At 67.9% G+C, this 23,074-nt stretch carries 17 protein-coding genes, 1 pseudogene and 1 riboswitch; of the genes and pseudogenes, 7 read left to right on the forward strand and 11 right to left on the reverse strand.

Annotated features, from left to right (window positions below; translation table 11 throughout):
- Window positions 1-2 precede the first annotated feature (2 nt).
- From ACN0T5_RS02210 to ACN0T5_RS02230, 5 genes are all read right to left on the reverse strand, one after another.
- On the reverse strand, window positions 3-1,610 hold the full coding sequence (locus ACN0T5_RS02210) for a GMC family oxidoreductase (protein WP_417766977.1): 1,608 nt from the start codon (window positions 1,608-1,610) through the stop codon (window positions 3-5).
- 38 nt (window positions 1,611-1,648) lie between these two features.
- The gene (locus ACN0T5_RS02215; protein ID WP_417766978.1) at window positions 1,649-2,977 is read right to left on the reverse strand and encodes a TRAP transporter large permease; all 1,329 of its coding nucleotides are present in this window, start codon (window positions 2,975-2,977) and stop codon (window positions 1,649-1,651) included.
- The gene (locus ACN0T5_RS02220; RefSeq protein WP_417766979.1) at window positions 2,970-3,560 is read right to left on the reverse strand and encodes a TRAP transporter small permease subunit; all 591 of its coding nucleotides are present in this window, start codon (window positions 3,558-3,560) and stop codon (window positions 2,970-2,972) included. Before ACN0T5_RS02220 ends, ACN0T5_RS02215 begins: the two co-directional genes overlap by 8 nt.
- A 128-nt stretch (window positions 3,561-3,688) precedes the next feature.
- Window positions 3,689-4,705 (reverse strand): TRAP transporter substrate-binding protein, encoded by a 1,017-nt coding sequence (locus ACN0T5_RS02225; protein ID WP_417766980.1) that lies wholly within the window; start codon window positions 4,703-4,705, stop codon window positions 3,689-3,691.
- A gap of 88 nt (window positions 4,706-4,793) precedes the next feature.
- A complete protein-coding gene (locus tag ACN0T5_RS02230; RefSeq protein WP_417766981.1) occupies window positions 4,794-5,831 on the reverse strand; it encodes a C-terminal binding protein in 1,038 nt (345 codons plus the stop codon).
- Between the two features lie 175 nt (window positions 5,832-6,006).
- Here ACN0T5_RS02230 and ACN0T5_RS02235 point away from each other — a divergent pair, with 175 nt between their 5' ends.
- A complete protein-coding gene (locus tag ACN0T5_RS02235; RefSeq protein WP_417766982.1) occupies window positions 6,007-6,717 on the forward strand; it encodes a GntR family transcriptional regulator in 711 nt (236 codons plus the stop codon).
- Window positions 6,718-6,921: 204 nt separating this feature from the next.
- On the opposite strand, the gene ACN0T5_RS02240 is transcribed toward ACN0T5_RS02235, so the two are convergent.
- Genes ACN0T5_RS02240 through ACN0T5_RS02265 form a run of 6 tightly spaced genes read right to left on the reverse strand, consistent with a single transcriptional unit; the run spans window position 6,922 to window position 13,537 of the window.
- A complete protein-coding gene (locus ACN0T5_RS02240; RefSeq protein ID WP_417766983.1) occupies window positions 6,922-8,418 on the reverse strand; it encodes an ABC transporter ATP-binding protein in 1,497 nt (498 codons plus the stop codon).
- Window positions 8,415-9,254 carry an ABC transporter permease gene (locus ACN0T5_RS02245; RefSeq protein WP_417766984.1) on the reverse strand — a complete coding sequence of 280 codons (840 nt, stop codon included), beginning with the start codon at window positions 9,252-9,254 and terminating at the stop codon, window positions 8,415-8,417. Before ACN0T5_RS02245 ends, ACN0T5_RS02240 begins: the two co-directional genes overlap by 4 nt.
- On the reverse strand, window positions 9,251-10,204 hold the full coding sequence (locus ACN0T5_RS02250; RefSeq protein ID WP_417766985.1) for an ABC transporter permease: 954 nt from the start codon (window positions 10,202-10,204) through the stop codon (window positions 9,251-9,253). Before ACN0T5_RS02250 ends, ACN0T5_RS02245 begins: the two co-directional genes overlap by 4 nt.
- Window positions 10,201-11,760: an ABC transporter substrate-binding protein gene (locus tag ACN0T5_RS02255; protein ID WP_417766986.1), complete on the reverse strand. Its 1,560-nt coding sequence runs from the start codon at window positions 11,758-11,760 to the stop codon at window positions 10,201-10,203. The genes ACN0T5_RS02250 and ACN0T5_RS02255 overlap by 4 nt, the downstream gene beginning before the upstream one ends.
- Window positions 11,757-12,701, reverse strand: coding sequence for a DMT family transporter (locus ACN0T5_RS02260; protein ID WP_417766987.1), 945 nt, complete (start codon window positions 12,699-12,701; stop codon window positions 11,757-11,759). Before ACN0T5_RS02260 ends, ACN0T5_RS02255 begins: the two co-directional genes overlap by 4 nt.
- A 26-nt stretch (window positions 12,702-12,727) precedes the next feature.
- The gene (locus tag ACN0T5_RS02265; protein ID WP_417766988.1) at window positions 12,728-13,537 is read right to left on the reverse strand and encodes a methyltransferase domain-containing protein; all 810 of its coding nucleotides are present in this window, start codon (window positions 13,535-13,537) and stop codon (window positions 12,728-12,730) included.
- Window positions 13,538-13,652: 115 nt separating this feature from the next.
- A riboswitch (cobalamin riboswitch) is annotated at window positions 13,653-13,844 on the reverse strand.
- A 425-nt stretch (window positions 13,845-14,269) separates the two neighbouring features.
- Here ACN0T5_RS02265 and ACN0T5_RS02270 point away from each other — a divergent pair.
- The 6 genes and pseudogenes from ACN0T5_RS02270 to ACN0T5_RS02295 form a co-directional block, all read left to right on the forward strand.
- Window positions 14,270-14,749, forward strand: a complete 480-nt coding sequence (locus ACN0T5_RS02270) for a formate dehydrogenase subunit gamma (protein ID WP_417766989.1) — start codon at window positions 14,270-14,272, stop codon at window positions 14,747-14,749.
- Window positions 14,746-16,284 carry an NADH-ubiquinone oxidoreductase-F iron-sulfur binding region domain-containing protein gene (locus ACN0T5_RS02275; RefSeq protein WP_417766990.1) on the forward strand — a complete coding sequence of 513 codons (1,539 nt, stop codon included), beginning with the start codon at window positions 14,746-14,748 and terminating at the stop codon, window positions 16,282-16,284. Before ACN0T5_RS02270 ends, ACN0T5_RS02275 begins: the two co-directional genes overlap by 4 nt.
- A gap of 4 nt (window positions 16,285-16,288) precedes the next feature.
- A complete protein-coding gene (gene fdhF, locus ACN0T5_RS02280) occupies window positions 16,289-19,156 on the forward strand; it encodes a formate dehydrogenase subunit alpha (RefSeq protein WP_417766991.1) in 2,868 nt (955 codons plus the stop codon).
- A gap of 2 nt (window positions 19,157-19,158) precedes the next feature.
- Complete coding sequence (gene fdhD / locus ACN0T5_RS02285) at window positions 19,159-19,974, forward strand: formate dehydrogenase accessory sulfurtransferase FdhD (protein ID WP_417766992.1); 816 nt, start codon at window positions 19,159-19,161, stop codon at window positions 19,972-19,974.
- Entirely contained in the window at window positions 19,964-20,194 is a 231-nt protein-coding gene (locus ACN0T5_RS02290; protein WP_417766993.1) for a formate dehydrogenase subunit delta, read from the forward strand. The genes fdhD and ACN0T5_RS02290 overlap by 11 nt, the downstream gene beginning before the upstream one ends.
- A 422-nt stretch (window positions 20,195-20,616) precedes the next feature.
- A pseudogene (locus ACN0T5_RS02295) lies at window positions 20,617-23,074 on the forward strand (hypothetical protein); the annotation flags it as partial.

A 23,074-nucleotide genomic window follows, 5' to 3' on the forward strand; every position in this document is an offset into this window, starting at 1 on the left:
GTTCAGGCGGAGCGCAGGATCATGTCCGCCGCTTTCTCGGCGATCATCACCACAGGCGTTGCCGTATTGCCGGAGACGATGCGCGGCATGATCGAGGCATCGACCACCCGAAGGCCCTGAAGCCCGCGCAGGCGAAGCTGGGGATCGACCACGGCCCCCTCGTCCATACCCATCCGGCAGGTGCCAACGGGATGGAAGATCGTGGTGCCGATGTCGCCGGCGGCGCGGATGAGGTCCGCGTCGGAGACGACTTTCGTTCCGGGCAGGGCTTCCTGCGGGGCGTATTTCCGCAAGGCCGGCATGGTCATCAGCTTCCGGGCATGACGCAGCGCGCGCAGGGCAATCTCGCGGTCACCGGGCGTTGTCAGGTAGCGCGGCGAAATTTCCGGCGCGGCGTGCGCACCGCTGCGCGCCAGATGCACGCTTCCCCGGCTCTCCGGCCTGAGGTTGCACACCGAAACGGTGACGGCCGGGTACGGGTGGAGCGGTTCGCCCAGCCGGTCGGTCGACAGCGGCTGGATATGGTATTCGAGATCGGGCGTCGTCCGGTCCGGGCCGCTGCGGGTGAAGATGCCGAGCTGGCTCGGCGCCATGGAAAGCGGCCCCGACCGGCTCCACAGGTATTCGGCCGCCATTGCGATCTTGCCGGTCAGCGAATTGGCGATCTGGTTGAGCGTCAGCGCGTTGTCGACGCGGTACACCATGCGCAGCTGCAGGTGGTCCTGCAGGTTCTCGCCGACCTCGGCCCGCTCGTGCAGCACGTCAATTCCGGCTTCCTTCAGCCGCTTGCCCTGGCCGATGCCGGACATTTCCAGCAGCACCGGCGAATGGATCGCGCCGGCGGCCAACAGGACCTCGCCGCGGGTGCGGGCCTCGCTCACCCTGTTTGCGCGCCTGAAGACCACGCCGGCGGCGCGGCCGTCCTCGATGAGGATGCGGGATACTTCGGCTCCTGTCAGAACGCGCAGGTTGGGGCGCCTCAGGGCGGGCCTCAGGAAGGCGCGGGCCGTACTCCAGCGTCGCCCGTTCTTCTGGTTGACCTCGAAATATCCTGCGCCCTCGTTGTCGCCGGAGTTGAAATCCGTGCTGCGCGGGATGCCCATTTCCTCCGCCGCCGTCTGCACGTCCTCCAGCAGGTCCCACTTCAGCCGCTGGCGCGCCACCTTCCATTCGCCGCCCTCGCGGTGCAGCCGGCTGTTGCCGCCCGGCCGGTCTTCGGAGCGCAGGAAGTATGGCAATACATCCTCCCAGCCCCAGCCGGCATTGCCGAGCGCCGCCCAGCCGTCATAGTCGGCGGCCTGGCCGCGCATGGCGATCATGCCGTTGATGGAGCTGCAACCGCCCAGCACCTTGCCGCGCGGATAGGCGAGCGAGCGCCCGTTGAGCCCGCTTTCCGGCATGGTCGAGAGCATCCAGTCGCTGCGGGGATTGCCCATGCAGTAGAGATAACCGACGGGGATGTGGATCCACGGGTGGTTGTCCTTTCCACCCGCCTCCAGCAACAGGACGCGGGTGTCCGGATTGGCGGTCAGGCGGTTGGCGAGGACGCAACCGGCCGTTCCCGCGCCGATGATGATGTAGTCGTAGTCGCCGTCGATGGTGGACGTCATGAGCTATTCCGAGTGTCTTGCCGGTCGCAGGGAGCGTGTCAGTAGAGGGCGATGGCCGGGAAGGCGATCAGCAGCCCGACCGCGATGACCTGCAGGCAGATGAAGGGCAGGAGCGAGCGGAAAATCTCGCCGAGCGAGATGTCCGGTGGCGTCACGCTCTTGAGGTAGAAGGCGGCGGGGCCGAATGGCGGCGTCAGGAACGACACCTGCATGTTCATGGCGAAGAGAACGCCGAACCAGACGGGATCGTAGCCGAGGCCGATCACGATCGGCACGAAGATCGGCATGGTCAGGAGGGCGATGCCGACCCAATCGAGGAACATGCCGAGCACGAAGAGGATCAGCATCATCAGCAGGATGATGACAGTGGGGGAATCCGAGACACCGGTGATCAGCGAGGAGATGAAGCGGATGCCGCCCATCAGGTTGTAGACGCCGACCAGGGCGCTGGCGCCGATGCCGATCCACATGATCATGCCGACGGTCGCCAGCGTGTGCATTGCCGCGTCGAGCAGCATCGAGAACGAAAACTCCCGTCGCAGGATCGTCGAGACGATGACACCGGCAACGCCGATGGCGGAGGCTTCCGTCACCGAGGCGATGCCGCCATAGATCGAGCCGAGCACGACGGAGACCACCAGTATCGGCAGTATCAGGCCGCGCAGCAGCGGCAGCATCTCGGCGATCGGGGGGCGCTCGTCCGGGGGCGGCGGCGCGACCTTCGGATCGGTGTAGGAACGCAGCAAGATGTAGGCGATATAGAGCCCCGCCAGCATGAAGCCCGGCACGAAAGCGGCGGTGAACAGCTCGCCGACGGAGACATTCGCCGTCAGGCCGTAGATGATCAGCACGATCGACGGCGGCACCATGGTTCCGAGCGAGCCGCCGGCGCAGACCACGCCGATGGCCAGCCGGCGATCGTAGCCGAGCCGGAGCATTTGCGGCAGGGCGACGAGCCCGAGCAACACGATCTCGCCGCCGATGATGCCGCTCATCGCCGCGAGAATGACCGCGACGAAGATGGTCTGGACCGCCACGCCGCCGCGCAGGCGCCCGCCGACCAGTTTCATCGCGTCGAAGAGGTCGCGGGCGATGCCGGACCGGTCGAGGATCGCCGCCATCAGCACGAACATCGGGACGGAGATGAAGACGAAGGAGGAAACGAAGGAATAGACGCGACTGGTGATCAGCGGCACCGCGTTGGGGCCGAACCAGCCGACCGCGAAGACCAGCGCCACCAGCAGCGTGACAAGGGCAAGCGGCATGCCCGTCAGCAACAGCAGCACGAGCAGCGCGAACAGGACCAGCGTGCCGTATTCGATGCCCAGTGTCTTCAGGTTCACTCCGAGGTCGAGAAGCTCAAGCATCGTCGTGCCTTTCCGGTGGCGTCGGGCCGCGCAGGTAGTTGATGGTCAGGATCAGGAACTGGACGCTCATCGTCACGAGGACGAGGAAGAGGAACAGCTTCAGGATTGCGGGCGCGGGCGAGTTCCAGGCACTGCCACTTGTTTCCAGGAAGAAGCTGCCATCGGGACGGAAGGTCGCCTTCATCGCCATCAGCCAGGCCGCCCAGGCGAAGAATGTGCTGGCGCACAGGCAGGCGATCGAGATCAGCACGTCGAGGAGGTTGCGCAGGCGCGCCCCGACGATGTCATAGAGCAGCACGACGCGGATATGGCTGTTGCGCGCCACGCAGTAGAGACCGCCGAAGATGAAGGTGACGGCACTCAGGAACGTGGTCGTCTCGTGCGCCCAGGTGGTCGGGGAGTTGAAGACGTAGCGCAGGAAGATCTCCACGACGAGCACCGCCATGGCAATGACGATGCCGACCGCGAAAAGGCGCGCGATGCGTGTGATGACCCAGCCGAGCCGGCCTGCCTGTGGCAGGTATTCGCGCGGCGGGGCGGCAATGTCGACGGGGTCTGGACGCGGGTCCGGGGCTGGGGGCATGGGGAGCCACTCCGGTCTGGTGCACGGTGCTGTCGGGAGAGATTTTCCGGGAAAGTGTCAGAGCGTACTTCCGGACGCATGTCCGGGCGCACGTAGGCGCCCGGACCGCTCGGGCCGCTCGGGCCGTGTCAGTTCAGCAGGCCCTGGCTCTTCAGGTAGGTGGTCAGCTTGTCATAGACCTTCTGCGCGTTTTCCGAGCGCTCGGCGACCTTGGCCCACTGGTCCATGGCGATCGTGCGGAACCTTGCCCGCTCGTCCGCCGACCAGTCATGGACGGTGATGTTCGGGTCGGCGGTGGCTTCCGCATAGGCCTTCAGGTCGTTCATCGACAGGATGGCGACGGAGTCCTGCGCGAAGTCGCGAACCGAGACCGTCAGGATCGCCTGCAGGTCGGCCGGCAGTGCATTCCACTTGTCCAGGTTCATCGACACTTCGACGAGCGGCATGGAGTGGAAGCCGGGATAGACCGGGTGCGCGGCGACCTTGTGCAGGCCCTGCTGGTGATTGGTCGAGAAGACCGTGGAGTCCGCGGCATCGATCACGCCCTTGTCGAGCGCCGTATAGACCTCGGAATAGGGCAGGTTGACCGGCACCGCGCCTGCCGCGGCGAAGACTTCCTGGATGAGCCCCTCGGGCGCGCGGACCTTCAGGCCCTTGAGGTCGTCGACGCCGTCGAGCGGGCGGGCGGAGACGAAGCCCTCAAGACCGGTCGTGGTCGCGCCGATGAAACGCAGGCCATAGGGGCCTTCCAGCTCGTTCATCAGTTCGTGGCCGCCGCCGTAGTTGATGAAGCGGAACATCTCGTCGGGCGACGACCAGGCGCCGGTCGGGTTGGCGATCAGGCCGAAGGCCGGATCCTTGCCGGAAAAATAGCTGACATCGGTGATGTGGCCGTCGAGAATGCCGGAGCCGACCGCTTCCTGGGTCTCGTTGTATTCGACCACGGCACCGACGGGCAGCAGCTCGATGGTGAGACGGCCACCGGACATCTCCTTCACGCGGTCCGTCCAGGCCTGCTGGATGGCGAAATTGGGGTTGCCGGCCGGGTCGACCGACTGGAACGTGAACTGGAACTCCTGTGCCACCGCGCTGGTGCCGGTCATCAGACAGGCCGCCATGACGGCGCTGATCAGTGTCTTTCTCATGGTTTTCCTCCCTTTGGCGGACATGTTTGGCTGATCCCATGTCCCTGGATCGTGTCGCGGGTGCGTCCCGCGAAGTCGGTTGTTTCTGTCAGGCGGCTTGGCCCGACGGTCTTGCGACCGGTGTGTTCACGAGGTTGCGCAGGCTGCCATCGCGCAGGAACTGCATCGCCGTCTCCACCGACAGGCGGCGGGCGTCCGCAACGCTTTCCGGGCTCGACCAGGCCGCATGCGGGGTGACGAACAGCCGTTCCCCGACGATCGGGTCGGCGCCGTTGGCATAGGCGCGGGCGATGGCGTCTGTCGGAGACGGCGGCTCGACCGGCAGCACATCGATACCGGCGCCGGCGATGGTGCCCTTGCGCAGGGCGTCGAGCAGGGCGTCCATGTCGATGATGGCGCCGCGCGCCGTGTTGATCAGCACCGCATGCGGCTGCATCATCGACAGGCGCTGCGCGTCGAACATCTTCAGCGTCTGCGGCGTCAGCGGGCAATGCAGGCTGACGACGTCGCTTTGTGCGAGCAGTTCCTCCAACCGGTCGCAGCGGTCGACGCCGACAGCAATCTCCGTTCCGCGTGAGACGAGAGGGTCATAGGCGAGAACGCGCATGCCGAAGGCCTTCGCCCTGAGCGCTGCGGCGATGCCGATGCGCCCGAGCCCGACAATCCCGAAGGTCTTGCCCCGGAGCCGGGCGAGAAGCGGCGCGCGGGCATGGTCGAACCCCTCCTGCGGCGAGGCCATGAGGTTGCGGTGGTAGGAGCCGATGCCACGGCGCAGGGTCAGCATCAGGGCAATGGCGTGGTCGGCCACCTCGCTGGTGCCGTAGTCGGGCGTGTTGCAGACCGGGATGCCGGCGGCGGCGGCGGCAGCGAGGTCGATATGGTCGAAGCCGACGCCGGCCCGCACGATGATGCGGCACCGTTCCAGCTTGGCGATCATCTCCCGCGTCACCGGCATTTCGTGCCAGACCACCATCGCATCGCAACCGCGCAATGCCGCATCGGGCAGGTGCTCGAAGCTGCGCTCCCGGTGGATATCCCAGTCCACCTCGTCGCCGGCTGTCGCCCGCTCGATCTCGGCGTCGTCCGGGTATTGGGCGTCGGGGGTGAGCAGGCGAAGGCGGGTCATGGAAACCTCTTGGAGTTCTTGGAGCGCGATTGGCGATTGACGTTTCTATTCTAGAATTCTAGAATTTGAAAAATTGTCAAACGGTTTTTATCGCGCTTGAAAAAGTCCGGAATTCAGGTGATTTCAGGCTTGTCGTCCGCGTTGAAACGCACCCCGGACCGGGAAGGAGAGGGCCTTGTCACTAACTCAGGACGCCTGCGAGCGGCTTCGCGAAGCCATCGTCTCGGGCAAGTTCGAGTTCGGCGAACGGCTGTCGGAGGAGCAGATCGCGCGGGCATTGGGCATGAGCAAGGCACCGGTGCGCGCGGCCTTCATGGACCTGCGCGACATGGGACTTGTCACCATCGTGCCGCAGGCGGGCACCTATGTTGTCACCCCCTCGCGGCAGGACGTTGAGGCGATGAGCCGCTTCCGCGCGATGCTCGAACGCGAGGCGCTGGACATGGCCCTGGCGCGGGATCCGGACGCCCTGGTGCATCGGCTGAACGGGGCGATCTCGCAGATGCAGCACGCCATTGATGTGGGGGAATGGTGGCTCTACAGCAGGGCCGACAGCGCCTATCACAGGGCGATCCTGCAGATGGCCGGCAACCGCTACCTGGAGAAGGCCTACGATCTCACGGCGAACGCGCTGGAGGCGCTGCGGGCCCGGCTGCAGTCGGGCGAGGGCAATTTCTGGAGCCGCTCCTTCGCCGAGCATATCGAACTGCGCGACCTCGTCGCCCGCCGGGAATTCGGGGCGGCGCAAGCCCTGTTGCAGGAGCATATCCTGATCATCAACCGGTCGCTGTCGCTGCCGGAAACCGACCCGCAGGCCCGCCAGAAGGGCAGGCGGCGGTCGGACGAGGAGTGCCTGGCGATCCTCTCCGCTCCGGTCGTGCCGTGAGGCCGGCGGCCGGTTCCGGCCGGCCATGAGCATGCCTTTCCCCGCGCCGCGAGCGGGCACAAGTCCCGGCCCCGCGCGGCGGCCGGAGCGCCGAATGCACGCCTGAAGCGACGAGATCGGCGCGGCAGAATTGTGCAAACGCGACAATCTCGAACAAAAAATGCGCCAAATTGCACGGCGTTTTATCGAGATTGTCGCATTTGTTCAGCCGATCGCCTCCAGCGGAGCTGCGACCGGCCACGGCTGCCGGCCGGCCGCGACCGGCTCCTGCCGGCCCCCGGCCGTTCCGTCCAGATGCAGGACGGTGTCGGCGACCGCCCGGACCATTTCGGCATTGTGGCTGACCAGAACCAGCGACAACCCGCGTTCGGCGACGCAGTCGCGCAACAGCATCATCGTCTCGCGCTGGACGATCGGATCGAGCCGCGAGGTGGGTTCGTCGGCGACGATCAGCCAGGGATCGAGCATCAGCAGGCGGGCCAGCGCCAGTCGCTGCGCCTCGCCGCCCGACACCTCGCCGATGCGGCGGCGCAGCAGGGCCGGGGCAAGGCGCAGGCGCTCGAGAACCGGCCGCAGGGCCTCCATGTCCGGGCGCCCGGCCGAAAGGGCCATGACATCGCGCAATTGCGCGCCGACGCTGCGATGGGGCGCGAAGACCGTGGCGGGGTCCTGGTGGAGTTTCTGGAACCGCCGCCGCAGCCGCCGCAGCCCGCGACGATCGCGGAGGATGTCGCAGCCGCGCCAGGATACCTCACCGTGCAGCGGCGGGAACAAGCCGAGCAGAACGTTTCCGAGCGTGCTCTTGCCGACCCCGCTGGGACCGGTGACGGCCAGCACCTCGCCGCGATGCACGTGCAGGTCGAGATCGCGGAAGAGGGGGCGGGCCGGATCGTGGCCCGCACTGAGGCCGTGCGCTGCAAGCATGACGTCGTTCGAGGCAAGGCAGGTCGGGCAGGCCGGCCAGTTGCGCGGATCGGCGGCGAGCCAGGCCCGCGAATAGGGATGCCGGGGCCGTGTCAGGACCTCGTCCGTCGCGCCGGTCTCGACAATCTCGCCGTCCTTCATGATGGCGACGCGGCCGGCAAGCGCGCGGACCACGGTAAGGTCGTGGGTGATGACGAGAAGCGTCTTTCCCTCGTCGTTGAGCTGCCGGAGAAGGCCGGTGACCCGCCCGATGCGGTCGGTGTCGAGCCCCTTGGTCGGCTCGTCGGCGATCACAAGCCCGGCCGGACTGGCAGCAGCGTTGGCGATCAGCACGCGCTGCGCCATGCCGCCGGAGATCTCGAAAGGGTAGAGGCCGCCGGCCGCGGCCGGAAGGTCGACACGGGCAAGCTGGTCGGCGATCCCCGATCCGCTGGCGGGAACAACGAGCTGCCGGGCGATGCGGGCAAGCGGGTCGAGTGCGGCCGCCGGCTCCTGCGGCACGATGCAGGTCTCGCGGTCCCAAAGTGCGCGCAGGCCGGCTCTATCTCCCGCATCCACGGTCCTGCCGCCGGCAAAGCGAAACGTGCCGCGTGCATCAAGCTCCCCGGGCAAGAGGCCCATGGCCGCCTGGGCAAGCAGGCTCTTGCCGGAACCGGTCTCGCCGATGACGCAAAGCACCTCTCCGGAGCGCAGGACGAGAGGGCCGATGTTCAACAGCAGGGTCCCGGTCCGGTCGACGATTTCGAGACTGTCGAGCGAGAAGGCGTGTGCGGTCATTCCCGTCCTCCGGTGAGGCGCGCGGCGATGCTCTCGCCGACAAGGGTGAAGGCCAGGACACTTGCGACGATGGCAAGGCAGGGCGCCAGGATCTGCACCGGCGCTTCCGGTGCATAGGGGAGCAGTTCGCCGATCATCGCGCCCCATTCGGGCGTGGGCGGCTCGAGACCAAGGCCGAGAAAGCCGAGCGAGGAAATCGTCAGGATCGCGGAGCCGACACCGAGCGCGGCGAGCGAGACGGACTGGCGCAGCACGGGCGGCAACAGGTGGTGACGCAGGATATGGCCGTTCGAGAAGCCGGCAAGCCGGGCAGCCTCGACATGGGTTTCCTGCAAGGCGACGCGTGCATTGGCGCGTGCCATGCGGGCAAAGAGCGGCCAGAGGGCAATCTGGATGCCGATCGCCATGGGCAACAGGCCGCCGCCGGTGAGCCCGGCCAGCAGCAATGCCAGCAACAGGCCGGGGAAGGCGAGGACGAGATCGGCAAGCCGCATGACAAGACTGTCGGCGAGACGGCCGCCAAGGGCGGCCGCAAGGCCGAGCAGCACGCCGACGACCGACGTCGATGCAACACAGGCAAGCGCGATGCCGAGCGAGCGGGGAGTTCCATGAAGAACGCGGGAGAGAATGTCGCGGCCGAGATGGTCCGTGCCGAGAAGATGGGCGGCCCCGGGCGGCGCCAGCACCGCCATCAGGTCCTGGCGGTTCGGGTCCGGCAGGGGAAGCCAGAAAGGGGCAAGGGTCGATGCGGCGAGCAGGCCGGCAAGTGCAAGGCCCACCCGAAGGCCGTATGCCGGCGGCTGGCGGCGCGGGCGGGCGGGGTTGGAGATGTTCATGCGGTGCCCATCCGTCGCAGGCGCGGGTCGAGCCGGTAGCAGGCAAGGTCCGCCGCAAGGTTGGCGAGCGCGTAGACGAGGCCGATCAGCAGGCCGGCGCCCATGATCATCGGAATGTCGCGGGCGAGCAGCGAGCGGATCAACAGGTTGCCGAGACCCGGATAGCCGAACAGTGTCTCGACGACGACGAAACCGTCGATCATGTAGGCCATCTGGAGCGCCATGAAGGTGACGACCGGAATGGCGGCGTTGCGCAGCCCGTGGCGGCGGAAGGCAGCGCCCGGCGGCAGGCCGCGGATCTCCGCATAGGTCATGAAGAAAGCCGAGTGGACATCGACCACGGCATTGCGCACGACCCGCACCGAATAGGCGGCAAGGCCAAGGGCAAGCGTCAGCGCGGGCAGCACCATGTGGGCAGCCGAGCGGTAGCCGGCAGGCGGCAGCCAGCGCAGCCAGAGCGCGAACAGAGAGATGAGTAGCACGCCGACAAGGAAGGCGGGTGTCGAGGCGAGGAGCACGGCCAGCCCCTGGGTCATGCGGTCGAGCCAGCCGCCGGGACGGCGACCGGCGGCAAGGCCGAGGGGGATCGCGATCATGTAGGAGAGCAGCCAGCCGGCCAGCCCGAGCACCAGCGTCAGCCGGGCATGGGTTGCCAGTTCCTCGCTCACCGGCTTGCCGCTGACCATTGAGACGCCGAGATCGCCTCTGGCGAGCCGGCCGATCCAGGTCGCGTACTGTTCGGACAGGGACCGGTCGAGCCCTTCCTCGCGGCGGATGCGCTCCGTCAGTTCCGGCGTCAGCCGGTCCTGACCCGTGCGCGCGGCGGCGATGCTGAGAGCGAGGTCGCCGGGCAGGGCCTGAACGAAGGCGAAGCAGAGCGTCGCAAGCACGAGTGCGACGGCAACGGCCTGTGCGAGGCGGGCGCCGATGATGCGGGCGAGCGGCGTCATCCCGACAACGCGACGTCTTGCAGGTTGAAGCGCAGCTCGAACGGATCGCCCCGGAAGCCGGAGAGGCGCCGGTTCACCGCGATGATCTGGTCGTACCAGACGACCGGGATGAGCGGCAGCTCGTCGTGGATGATGCCGATGATGCCCCGGCGCAGGTCCGCCTGACGCTCCGCATCGCCCTCGCGCAGGTAGTGCTCGACGAGACTGCGCAGCTCCTCGTTCTTCCAGCCGGTGGTTCCCGCCGCACCCGGGGGAATGGTGTCGCTGGCGAAATCGACGGCGACCGTCCCGACCGGGTCGGGGACAATGGCCAGGTTGCGGGACGTCAGGCCCATGTCGAGACTGCCGTCGCGCTGCGCCTCGACGATGGCCGTCCATTCGCCGATGCGGATGGCCAGATCGTATCCGATCTCGCGGAACTGGGCCTGCATCGCCGTGGCGATGACCGGGAGTTCGGGCCGGTTGGCGAAGGTGAGGATCGTCCCGGAGAAGCGGGCACCGTCCTTCCCGCGTATGCCGTCGGCGCCGCGCTCCCAGCCTGCTTCGTCGAGCAGCGCGTTGGCGGCCGCAACGTCCTTGCGGTGCGGGGCGATGTCGTCGAAATGCCAGTTGGCGAGAACCGGCGGCATGTACTGGGTGGCCGCGAGCGCCGGATTGCGCATGATGCCGGTGGCGATCGCCTGCCGGTCGAGAGCCATGTTGATGGCCTGGCGGCAACGCCTGTCGGAAAATTGCGGTTTGGCGCAGTTCAGCATCAGGGTGTGAACGCGCGGGACGACCGGCCGGTCGATCGTCATCAGGCCGGATGCCTCCACCCGGCGGATGCTCGGCGCGGGGATGTTGAAGACGAGGTCGCTGTCGCCGGCGATGGCGATATTGCCGCGCGTCTCGCCATTGGGAACGGCATCGTATTGCACCGTTTCCACGGTGCCCCTACCGCCGCGCCAGGCCTCGTGACGCACCAGCCGCATGGCGTGGGGAAGCTCGAGCTCCGCGATGCGGAAGGGGCCGGTGCCCACGGGCCGCTCGATCGCGCCGGAGGCCGAGAAGGAGGACGGGGCGACAATGGCCGCGGAGTTGTCGACCAGATAGGAGAGGAACGGACCGAAGGGCCTCTCCAGCGAGAAGACGAGGTCATTGCCCTCGACGTCGATCGAGCCGATGCCGGCGCTCTTGAGATAGAGGGATTCGCCGACCAGGCGCTCAAGGCTCGCGGCGACCTCGCGCGCCGTGCAGGGCGTGCCGTCATGAAAGACGAGGTTCTCGCGGATGCCGAGCCGCCATTGCGTCGCCTCCTCGTTGACCGACCAGCTTTCGGCCAGCGCGGCTTCGATGCGGCCTTTCCCGTCCACGGCGAGCAGCGTTTCGACGACACCGGGACGGGTGAAGGAATAGCCGGAATTGGCGAGGTCGGTGGAACGGATCTCCCAGGGCTGGGCGATGCGCAGCTGCGTGGCGCCGGACGCGGCGGCGAGGCGCGAGGGCAGGGCGGCGGCGCCCGCAAGCAGCGCCGTGCCGGCCAGAAAGCGTCGTCGGGAAAGATGTGCAAGGCTCATGGTGTCATCCTTTGCGTGGCGGGGGTCCGGGCGGGGCGCCATCCGGGGGCGAAAGCGATGAGAGCGGCGGCGGCGACCACCACCGCCGCGCCGGCGAGGCCGAGGGGAGAGGGAACAAGGGCAAAGACGGCAAGATCGAAGCCCATGGCCCAGATCATCGCCGTGTATTCGAACGGGGCGAGGGTGGAGACGGGCGCGCGGGCAAGGGCCTCCGTCATGGCGATATGGGCAAGGCCGCCGCAAAGGCCCGCGCCGGCGAGCCACAGAAGCGTCGTTCCGCTGGCATCGCTCCAGCCGAAGGGCGCCGTGGCAAGCCCTGCGAGGGCGCAGACGAGCGCGAAGTAGAAGGCGATTGTTCCTGCCGGCTCGCTCGCCGTCAGCCGCTTGATCTCGACCTTCGCCGAGGCGGTGGTGATGGCGCAGGCAAGCCCGGCGGCAATGCCGACAAGGGTCGTGATGTCGGGGGCCGGTCCGTTGAAGGCCGGCGCGAGCATCAATCCGATGCCGGCGAAACCGAGACCGGCGGCGCCGATCACCAGCGGGGCCGGCCGCTCCTTCAGGAAGATCATGGCAAAGGGAATGGCGACGAGCGGCGCGAGGAAGCCGAGGGCCGTGGCGAGCGCCAGAGGCAGGGAGGCAAGGCAGAGGAAGGAGAAGAACATCGCCGCGCAACCGAAGGCGCTGCGGCGCAGATGCCCGAGCGGGTTTCGCGTTGCCAGCGCGGCAGGGAAGCGGCCGAGGATCATCAGGTAGATGACGATGGGCACCAGGGCGACGGCGCTGCGCCAGAAGACGATCTGTCCGACCGGCGCCTCGAAGGAGGCGAGCCGGACACACAGGGACATGCAGGCGAACAGGCCCGTTGCCGCAAGCCGGAGGGCGATGCCGGCGAGGGGGCCGGCGCTGTCCGGGGCGTGTTCCGCGAGAGGGGGAGTGGTCATGCGGGTGACGGGTCCGGGTGTTGGTGTCAGGCTGCGGGTTTGGTGGCGGACAGCAGGAAGGTGCGGCCGCCATAGGTTGCCGCCAGGCGCAGGCGCTCGCTCCAGGTCGCCGCCCGCCACTGGCGGCGGCGCACGCAGGAGAGCGTGTCGAGCTGCACGCCGGTGAAGCCCGCATCGGCCAGCATCAGGTGAAGCTCGCGGGCCTTCAGGCCCTCACGGAAGTGGACCTTTGCCATGATCCGCTCGTGCGCCGCCTGATCCCACAGGGGGCGGATGCCCCGGAGACGGTCGAGCATGCGCGACACGGTCAGCAGAAAACGGGAGAGGGCCGTGGCCGAGACCCAGTCGCCGTCGGCGATGACGAGCCGCCCGCCGGGCTTCAGCACGCGCCACCAGTCGGCGAAGGCGGCGACGGGGTCGACCAGCGTCCAGACCAGATGCCGGCAGACGACCGCGTCATAGGCGTTGTCGGCCATCATGGTGTTCTCGGCGTCGCCGAGGTGGAAACGGACGCAGGTTTCGGGATGCTTGCGGCGGGCCCGCTCGATCATCGCCTCGCAGAGGTCGATGGCGTCGATGTCGCAGCCGATGCGTGTGAGCACGCGGGTGATTTCGCCGGTAACGGAGGCGAGCTCCAGCACCCGGGAGCCGGCGGCGATCCGCCCGTGCCGGCGGAACAGGGAGACCCAGGCGGAGAGCTCCGCATCGGTGCGGATCCTGTGCCCGAACGAGAGGTCGAAGGTTTCGGCGCGGTTCGTCCAGTAGTCGCGAATCTCGTCCTTGACGGAGAAATTCACCCCGTTGGCCTCAAGGGGCAGCCTTGTCGCAATGGTCATTCGCTCATCCACGCATCCGGTGCATCGGCAGGGCCGGAACGGGGAGCGCAGACACGCGAAGCACACGCGATCGGATCGAACGGCGCACCAGGCGCTCCGGTGCACCCCGCCCGGACCGATAAAGACGCGTGCAGGCAGGTTTCCTGGCTTGCGGGTCGTCACGAAGCGGCCGCCTTCCCGGATGTCTCCAGTGGCTGATGGCCGATCGCTCGCCGCTCACAGTTGCGGGGGCAGCCGCGGATTTGAACCGCGTTCCCTTTTCAGCCCGGACCTGAGATCCGGGCCACCATGCACGTGGGGACAAGGGATAGTTGCCGGCGCGATGCGCGTCAACATAAAGGCGAGGCGGCATGGGGAGGGTCCACCGGTTGTGCCGGCCCCCTCTACGGGCGGCCGGATGACTGCGAAGCGGCGTGATTGTTATAGTATAACAAAACACAGCGCAAGAGGCGTGAATGCGGCTGGAAGGCGGGCATGCGGCGGGGTGAGACGGGACGGGAGAGGCAGGACGCGGAGGAGGGGCGGGGGAGGCAGGACGCGGGGGAGGGCGGGGAGGTTGGGCGCCGCCGGGTGACGCACCGCCGCGTCCGGTGCGATGGATGCCGGCATGCGTAAAAGTGGAGTGCTTCGCTCATCTATAGGAATGTGCAATCGCTCAACGGTACAGCGCTGTTGATGTTTCACCGCGTATTGCAGAGTTTCCGGATACAGGCGCATCGCGGGAGGAAAGAGATGGCTCTGCAATTGTCGCCGCAAGAAATCGTGAAACGGACCAACGCCGTGGTCGGGGAACTTGCGGAGCTCGAAGGGCCGCTTCTGCCGATCCTGCATGCGGTGCAGCGGGAGTTCGGCTTCGTCCCGGCCGATGCCCTGCCGGTGATCGCCGAGGGGCTCAACCTGAGCCGCGCCGAGGTGCATGGCGTGGTGTCGTTCTACCACGATTTCCGCGAGCAGCCCGCCGGCCGGCATGTGGTGAAGCTGTGCCGCGCCGAGGCCTGCCAGTCCATGGGCGGCGATGCCGTTGCCGAACGGATGCGCGACAGGCTCGGCGTCGACTGGCACGAGACGACGGCGGACGGCAACGTGACGCTTGAGCCGGTCTTCTGCCTCGGACTTTGCGCCTGCGCTCCCGCGGCGATGGTCGACGGGCGCCTTGTCGGACGGGTGGACGGGGCACGGGCCGACGCCCTGCTGGCGGAGGTGGGCGCATGAGGATCTTCGTTCCACGGGATGCGGCGGCGAAGGCGCTGGGCGCCGATGCGGTGGCGGCCGAGATCGCGGCTGAGGCCGAACGGCGCGGCGTCGACGTGGAAATCGTGCGCAACGGCAGCCGGGGGATGGTCTGGCTGGAGCCGCTGGTGGAGATCGACGGGCCGGACGGACGGTGTGCCTTCGGCCCGATGGACGTTGCCGGTGTCGCGGGACTGTTCGAGGCGCGGGAGGACCACCCGAAGGCCCTCGGCCCGACGGAAGAGCTCGACTGGATGAAGCGGCAGACGCGGCTGACCTTTGCCCGCTGCGGCGTCATCGATCCGCTGTCGCTGGCCGATTACCAGGCGCATGGCGGGCTGGCGGGCCTGCGCCGGGCGATCGGCATGAGCCCTGCGGAAATTGTCGGGGAAGTGACGGACTCCGGCCTGCGCGGCCGGGGCGGGGCGGGCTTTCCCACCGGCATCAAGTGGAAGACCGTCGCGGCTGCGAGCGCGCCGCAGAAATACATCGTCTGCAACGCGGACGAGGGCGACAGCGGCACCTTCGCCGACCGGATGCTGATGGAGGGCGATCCCTTCACGCTGATCGAGGGAATGGTCATCGCCGGCCTCGCTGTCGGGGCGACGAAGGGCTATGTCTACCTGCGGTCCGAATATCCCGACGCCATCGAGGTGATGAACGAGGCCGTCAGGATCGCCCGGCAGGAGCGGGTGCTCGGCCGTTCGGTGCTGGGCTCGGCCCACGCCTTCGACATGGAGATCCGCGTCGGCGCGGGCGCCTATGTCTGCGGCGAGGAGACCTCGCTCCTGAACAGTCTTGAGGGCAAGCGCGGGGTGGTGCGGGCAAAGCCGCCGCTGCCGGCGCTGGAAGGGTTCCTCGGCCGGCCGACCGTGGTCAACAACGTCATCTCGCTGGCCAGCGTGCCGGTCATCCTGGAGCGCGGGGCCGCCTTCTATCGCGATTTCGGCATGGGCCGCTCGCGTGGTACAATTCCGCTGCAGATCGCCGGCAACGTGGCGCGCGGCGGGCTGTTCGAGGCCGCCTTCGGCCTGAGCCTTGCCGAGATCGTCGACGAGATCGCCGGCGGCACGGCAAGCGGCCGGCCGGTGAAGGCGGTGCAGGTGGGCGGGCCGCTCGGCGCCTACTTTCCGCGCGAATTGTTCGACACGCCCTTCGGTTACGAGGACTACGCGGCGCAGGACGGCCTGATCGGCCATGCCGGCCTCGTCGTCTTCGACGACACGGTCGACATGCTGAGCCAGGCCCGGTTCGCCATGGAGTTCTGCGCCATCGAGAGCTGCGGCAAGTGCACGCCCTGCCGCATCGGCGCGGTGCGCGGGGTCGAGACGGTCGACCGGATCGCCAGGGGCGACCGGCCGGAGGAGCAGATCGTGCTGCTGAAGGACCTCTGCGAGACGATGAAGGCGGGATCGCTCTGCGCGCTGGGCGGCTTCACACCCTATCCGGTGGTCAGCGCACTGACCCATTTCCCGCAGGATTTCAGCCCCCGGCCCCTGGCCGAAGCGGCGGAGTAGAGCCATGACCCTGATCAAGGAAACCGATTTCGGCACACCGGCGGCAACGTCGGAGACGATGGTCACCCTGACGGTCGACGGCTTCGACGTCACGGTGCCGCAAGGTACGTCGGTGATGCGCGCGTCGGTGGAGGCGGGCATCAAGATCCCCAAGCTCTGCGCCACGGACATGGTCGACGCCTTCGGCTCCTGCCGGCTGTGCCTTGTGGAGATCGAGGGCCGGCGCGGCACGCCGGCCTCCTGCACGACGCCGGTGGAGCCGGGCATGGTGGTGCGCACCCAGACAGGCCGGCTGAAGGATCTCCGGCGCGGGGTGATGGAACTCTATATCTCCGACCATCCGCTCGACTGCCTGACCTGTGCGGCCAATGGCGACTGCGAATTGCAGGACATGGCCGGTGCAGTCGGCCTGCGCGAGGTGCGCTACGAGGCCGTCGACACGCATTTCAGGGCGAAGAACACCTCGGGCGAGGCCAATCCGCAATGGATGGCGAAGGACGAGAGCAACCCCTATTTCACCTACGATCCGGCGAAATGCATCGTCTGCTCGCGCTGCGTCAGGGCCTGCGAGGAAGTGCAGGGCACGTTTGCGCTGACCATCGAGGGGCGCGGTTTCGACAGCCGGGTCTCGGCCGGCATGCACGAGGATTTCCTCGCCTCCGAATGCGTTTCCTGCGGCGCCTGCGTGCAGGCCTGCCCGACGGCGACCCTGCAGGAGAAGTCGGTGATCGAGATCGGCACGCCCGACCGGTCGGTGGTAACGACCTGCGCCTATTGCGGCGTCGGCTGCTCGTTCAAGGCGGAGCTGCGCGGCGACGAGCTGGTGCGCATGGTGCCCTACAAGGACGGCAAGGCCAATCGCGGTCATTCCTGCGTCAAGGGCCGCTTCGCCTATGGCTATGCCTCGCACAAGGACCGCATCCTCAACCCGATGATCCGCGAGAAGATCACCGATCCCTGGCGCGAGGTCTCCTGGGAGGAGGCGCTGTCCTTCGCTGCGACGAAGCTGCGCGCCATCCAGTATGAGCTGGGCAAGGATGCCATCGGCGTCATCACCTCGTCGCGTTGCACCAACGAGGAAACCTACCTGGTCCAGAAACTGACCCGCGCCGTGTTCGGCAACAACAACACCGACACCTGCGCCCGGGTCTGCCATTCGCCGACCGGCTACGGCCTTGGCCAGACGTTCGGCACCTCGGCCGGCACACAGGATTTCGACAGTGTCGAGCAGACCGACGTGGTGGTGGTGATCGGCGCCAACCCGACCGACGGGCATCCGGTCTTCGCCTCCAGGCTGAAGAAGCGGCTGCGCCAGGGGGCGAAGCTGATCGTCGTCGATCCGCGCCGCATTGACCTGGTCAAGACGCCGCATGTGGAGGCCGCCCATCACCTGGCGCTGCGGCCGGGCACCAATGTCGCCGTGGTCACGGCGCTGGCCCATGTGATCGTGACGGAAGGGCTGTTCGACGAAGCGTTCATCCGCGAGCGTTGCGATGTGGACGCGTTCGCCGATTATGCGGAATTCGTCTCCGACGAAAAGCACAGCCCGGAAGCGGTGGAAAGCCTGACCGGCGTTCCCGCGCAGGACCTGCGCGCGGCCGCGCGGCTCTACGCGACGGGCGGCAACGGCGCGATCTATTACGGGCTTGGCGTGACGGAGCACAGCCAGGGTTCGACCACGGTCATCGGCATCGCCAACCTTGCCATGCTGACCGGAAACATCGGCCGGCCGGGCGTCGGCGTGAACCCGTTGCGCGGCCAGAACAACGTGCAGGGCTCCTGCGACATGGGCTCGTTCCCGCACGAGCTGCCGGGCTACCGGCATGTCAACGGGCAGGAGGTGCGCGACATCTTCGAGACGCTATGGGGCGTTTCCATCTCCGACGAGCCGGGCCTCAGGATTCCCAACATGCTCGACGCGGCGGTCGACGGCACGTTCAAGGGCCTCTACTGCCAGGGCGAGGACATCCTGCAGTCGGACCCGGACACACGGCATGTGTCGGCCGGTCTTGCGGCGATGGACTGCGTCATCGTGCATGACCTCTTCCTCAACGAGACCGCCAATTACGCCCATGTGTTCCTGCCGGGCTCGACCTTCCTGGAAAAGGACGGAACCTTCACCAACGCGGAACGCCGGATCAACCGGGTGCGCAAGGTGATGGCGCCGAGGAACGGTTACGCCGACTGGGAGGTGACCCAGATGCTCGCCAATGCAATGGGCGGCAACTGGACCTACACCCATCCCTCGCAGATCATGGACGAGATCGCGGCGACGACGCCGAGCTTCGCCAATGTCTCCTACGCGCTGCTGGATCAAAAGGGATCGGTCCAGTGGCCCTGCAACGACGAGACGCCGGACGGCTCGCCGGTGATGCATGTGGACGAGTTCGTGCGCGGCAAGGGGCGGTTCATCCGCACCGACTATATCGCGACGGACGAGAAGACCGGTCCGCGCTTCCCGCTGTTGCTGACCACGGGCCGCATCCTGTCGCAATACAATGTCGGGGCACAGACCCGGCGCACCGGGAACGTTGTCTGGCATGCCGAGGACCTTCTGGAGATCCATCCGCATGACGCGGAGGTGCGCGGTGTCAAGGACGGCGACTGGGTCAAGCTGGCCAGCCGGTCCGGGGAGACCGCCTTGCGGGCGACGCTCACGGACAAGGTGTCGCCGGGTGTCGTCTACACGACCTTCCATCACCCGACGACACAGGCAAATGTCATCACCACCGACTATTCCGACTGGGCGACGAACTGCCCGGAATACAAGGTGACCGCGGTGCAGGTCATGCCCTCGAACGGGCCGACCGACTGGCAGGAGAAGTACGAGGAATTCTCGACGCTGTCGCGGCGGATCGAGGCGGCCGAGTAGCCATGAAGACGCATCGTCCCGTCTCCGGTGTCGCGTGCCGCGATGGCCGCTGCGTTCCCCGTTCCCGCGAACTGGCGGAAGAGGTGGCCGTTGCGCTCAGCTACAACGGATCGACCCAGGCGGTGATGATGGCAACGCCGGCGGATCTGGACGATTTCGCCACGGGGTTCTCGATCACCGAGGGTTTCGCCACACGCGAGGAAATCGTCTCGATCGAAGCCGTCCGGGCGACACGGGGCATCGACCTGAGGATCTGGCTTGCCGAAAAGGCCGGCCGGCGACTGAACGAACGCCGGCGGTCGATGGCCGGCCCGGTCGGCTGCGGGTTGTGCGGCATCGACAGTCTGGAGGAGGCCATGCGGCCGCCGCCGCAGGTCGCGACGCGTCTGGCGCCGCTGGCGGCGAGCGAGGTCCGCGACGCCATCGCGGCGATCTCCGCGCATCAGCCGTTGCACGACGCCACCAGGTCAGCGCATGCGGCCGGCTTCTGGCTGCCGGGAGCGGGCATGCTGGCCGTGCGCGAGGATGTCGGCCGGCACAACGCGCTCGACAAGCTGGTGGGCGGGCTTGCCCGCGAGGGTGTCGCGCCCGCGTCCGGGATCATGCTGATCACCAGCCGGGCGTCCGTCGATCTCGTCCAGAAGACCGCGATGGCCGGTTGCGGCATGCTGGTCGCCGCGTCGGCGCCGACGGCCGCCGCCGTCGAGACGGCCGAGACGGCCGGCATCTGCCTTGTCGGTCTTTGCCGGTCGGACGGTTTCGAAATCTTCTCGAATCCCGCACGCATCCAGTCCCGGAAAGACGCAAATGTCGCCTGAGAAACTCACCTACATGGCCAACCAGATCGCCGGTTTCTTCCGCACGCGGCCTCGCCAGGAGGCGATCGACGGGGTCGCGGACCACATCAGCAAGTTCTGGGAACCCAGAATGCGCGCCCAGCTGTTTTCGATGATCGAGCAGGGCGGCGCAGGCTTCGATCCGCTGGTTCTCGATGCCGCGCCGGGCATCCGCAAGGTCGGCCAGCCGTTCCGGCAATGACGTTTGCCGCCTTTCCGCATCATGAACGGTGTGCGCCGAAACGGGAGCCATGTGACGTCGTATTCGGGCGCGCATGGTCGCCGAAACCGGCTTCGTGCATGGACAAGGCAGGGAGAATCAAAGACTAATCAAGGGAGTGCCGGTATTATTCAAGGACATTGATCATGGCCAAGGCTGCGCGACACAGACATGTGCACGATCAGCTTCGGCTTGGAACTTCCCTCATTGCCATCATGATTTCGGGCGCAGCCCTGGCAGACGGCGCAACACCTCCAGCCTGCGATGCATCCGGTGCGGGGAGCAGGCTGCATATCGTCAGGAACGGCGGCGCGGGTGCCGACGGCCACGGAACGGTGCTGCCGCATGCCGGCGGAACCGGGGGCACGGTGGCATGCAGGGTCGGCACGGGGCCGGACAGCACGGTGCTTTCGACGACTGTCGTCTCGAATGGCGGCCGGGGCGGCAACGGCGATGAATACAATATCGGCATCGCGATTGTCGGCGCGCCCGGGGGCGTGGGCGGAAACGGCGGTACGATCAACCTCCTTGTCGACGGGTCCCTGACCACGGGCGTCACCGGCCATGGCGTCCTGGCTGTTGGCGGTCTGGCCGGGCATGGCGGCGTTTCGAACAGGACGCATGTGCTCAGCGGCGGGGAAGGCGGCAACGGCGGGTCGGGCGGCACGGTGACGCTGACCCACACGGGCACGCTGACGGTGAGCGGTGACGGAAGCTCGGCGCTGGAGGCAACCAGCACGGGGCGGACCGGGGGCCTGGGCGGCGGCACGACGGATGACCTGGTTGCGGGCGCGTTCGCCGGACTTGCCGGCGGCGGAGGCGGCTCCGGGGGGCATGGCGGCGCGGCGACGATCAACAACAGCGGCACGATCTCCGTCGGCAATGGCGCCTATGTGGGTGTGCGGGTGCGCAGCACCGGCGGGGACGGCAACACGGGCGGGTATTCGGAGCGCGGCCTTCTGGGGCACGTGCATACCGGGGCGCGCGGAGGCAATGGCGGCAACGGGGGCCTTGCCACGCTCACCAACAGCGGCAGCATCACGACGAACGAGACCAGCGTCACGGCGGTGCTTGTCCAGACATCCGGCGGACATGGCGGCGCGGGCGGCTCCGGCATCGGCGGGCTCGGCGGCAACGGCGGTGACGGCGGCACGATCAACGTCAGCAATACAGGCTCGATCCTGACCCGGGAGAAGTTCTCCGACGGTGTCTTCACCCAGTCGGTCGCCGGCAATGGCGGCGCGGGCGGCCACGGCGCCGCCGGGGGCTCGGGAGGGGCGGGCGGCGACATCACGGTCACCAACAACGGCACGATCACCACCGAAGGCTATTTCTCCACGGCGATCTACGGCATCAGCGTGGCGGGCGGCGGACAGGATGGCGGGGCGAGCCATGGCCGGATCGCGGTGGGCGGCGATGGCGGCGCCGGCGGGCGGGGCGGCGACGTCACCGTCGAGATGACCGGCACGAGCCTGGCCGCGGGACAGAACAACATCCACACGTCCGGTGCGTTCGCCAACGGCATTCACCTGGTTTCCGTTGGCGGTGGCGGCGGGCGCGGCGGCAATGCGGTGGCCACCGGTGTGTTCTCGGCGGTTGCCATCGGCGGCTCCGGCGGCGCGGCCGGCGATGGCGGCGCCGTCACGGTGAACCTCAACCGGCTGGCGAGCATCCTGACCGAGGGGGACCTTGCCAACGCGGTCATCGTCCAGTCGATCGGCGGCGGCGGGGGATCGGGCGGCAGCGCCCGGGCGCAGGCCTATTTCTCGTCCGTGGCGGTTGGCGGCAGTGGCGGCACCGGGGGCAATGGCGGCACGCTGAACGTCTCGCTCGGCAACCAGGCAAGCATCGCCACGCGTGGCCATCATTCGTCGGCGGTCATCGCGCAGTCCATCGGCGGTGGCGGCGGCTCGGGCGGTCAGGCGCATGCCTCCTCGTCGGCGCCGATCCTGGCAACGTCCGTTTCCATGGGCGGCAATGGCGCCTCCGGCGGCGACGGCGGTGCCATCGATATCAGGCTCGACACGGGATCCCGGGTCACGACAGGAACCGAGAACACGACGAACGCCCATCTCGTCGACGGCGCGGGCACCCATTCCGTCGGCGTGCTGGCCCAGTCGATCGGCGGGGGCGGGGGCAATGGCGGCTCGGCCGGCTCGTCGTCGACCTCCTATGCGGACGGCGTGTCGTTCTCGGCGGCGGTCGCCATCGGCGGGCGCGGCGGTACGGGCGGCGATGGCGGCCGGGTGTCCGGCACGGCCAATGGCATGGTCACGACCCATGACGCCAATTCGGACGCCATCGTGCTGCAATCCATCGGCGGGGGCGGCGGCAATGGCGGCGGCGCGCATGCCTACAGCCTGTCCGTTGGCAGCGACACCGACAGCATTTCGGCCGATGTCGCCGTCGGCGGCGCGGGCGGGCACGGCGGCAATGGCGGGGCGGTGTCGCTCTCCAGCGCCGGGGCAATCCGGACCGAAGGCGAGAATTCCGACGGGATCGTGCTGCAATCCGTCGGCGGGGGCGGGGGCAATGGCGGCTCGGCGCTCGCCTTCAGTGCCGGGGTCAGCATCGGGCCGAGCCTGAGCGCGTCGGTCGCCATCGGCGGTTCGGGCGGAACCGGCGGGCGCGGCCATGCGGTGACCTTTGCCGGCTCCGGCAGCGTGACGACGCTGGGGGCGAACTCGACGGGCGTGCTGGCCCAGTCGATCGGCGGCGGCGGGGGCAATGGCGGTTCGGCCTCGACCGTCAGCGTTTCGGCCTCGACGCAGCAATCCATCACCGTCGGGGCGTCCGTCGGGGGCCATGGCGGCAGGGGGGGGCAGGCGGGCACCGTGACCATCAACGGCGTCGGCGACATCC

It is taken from the genome of Stappia sp. (genome assembly GCF_048261845.1).
In the GTDB taxonomy this organism is placed as follows: Bacteria; Pseudomonadota; Alphaproteobacteria; order Rhizobiales; family Stappiaceae; genus Stappia.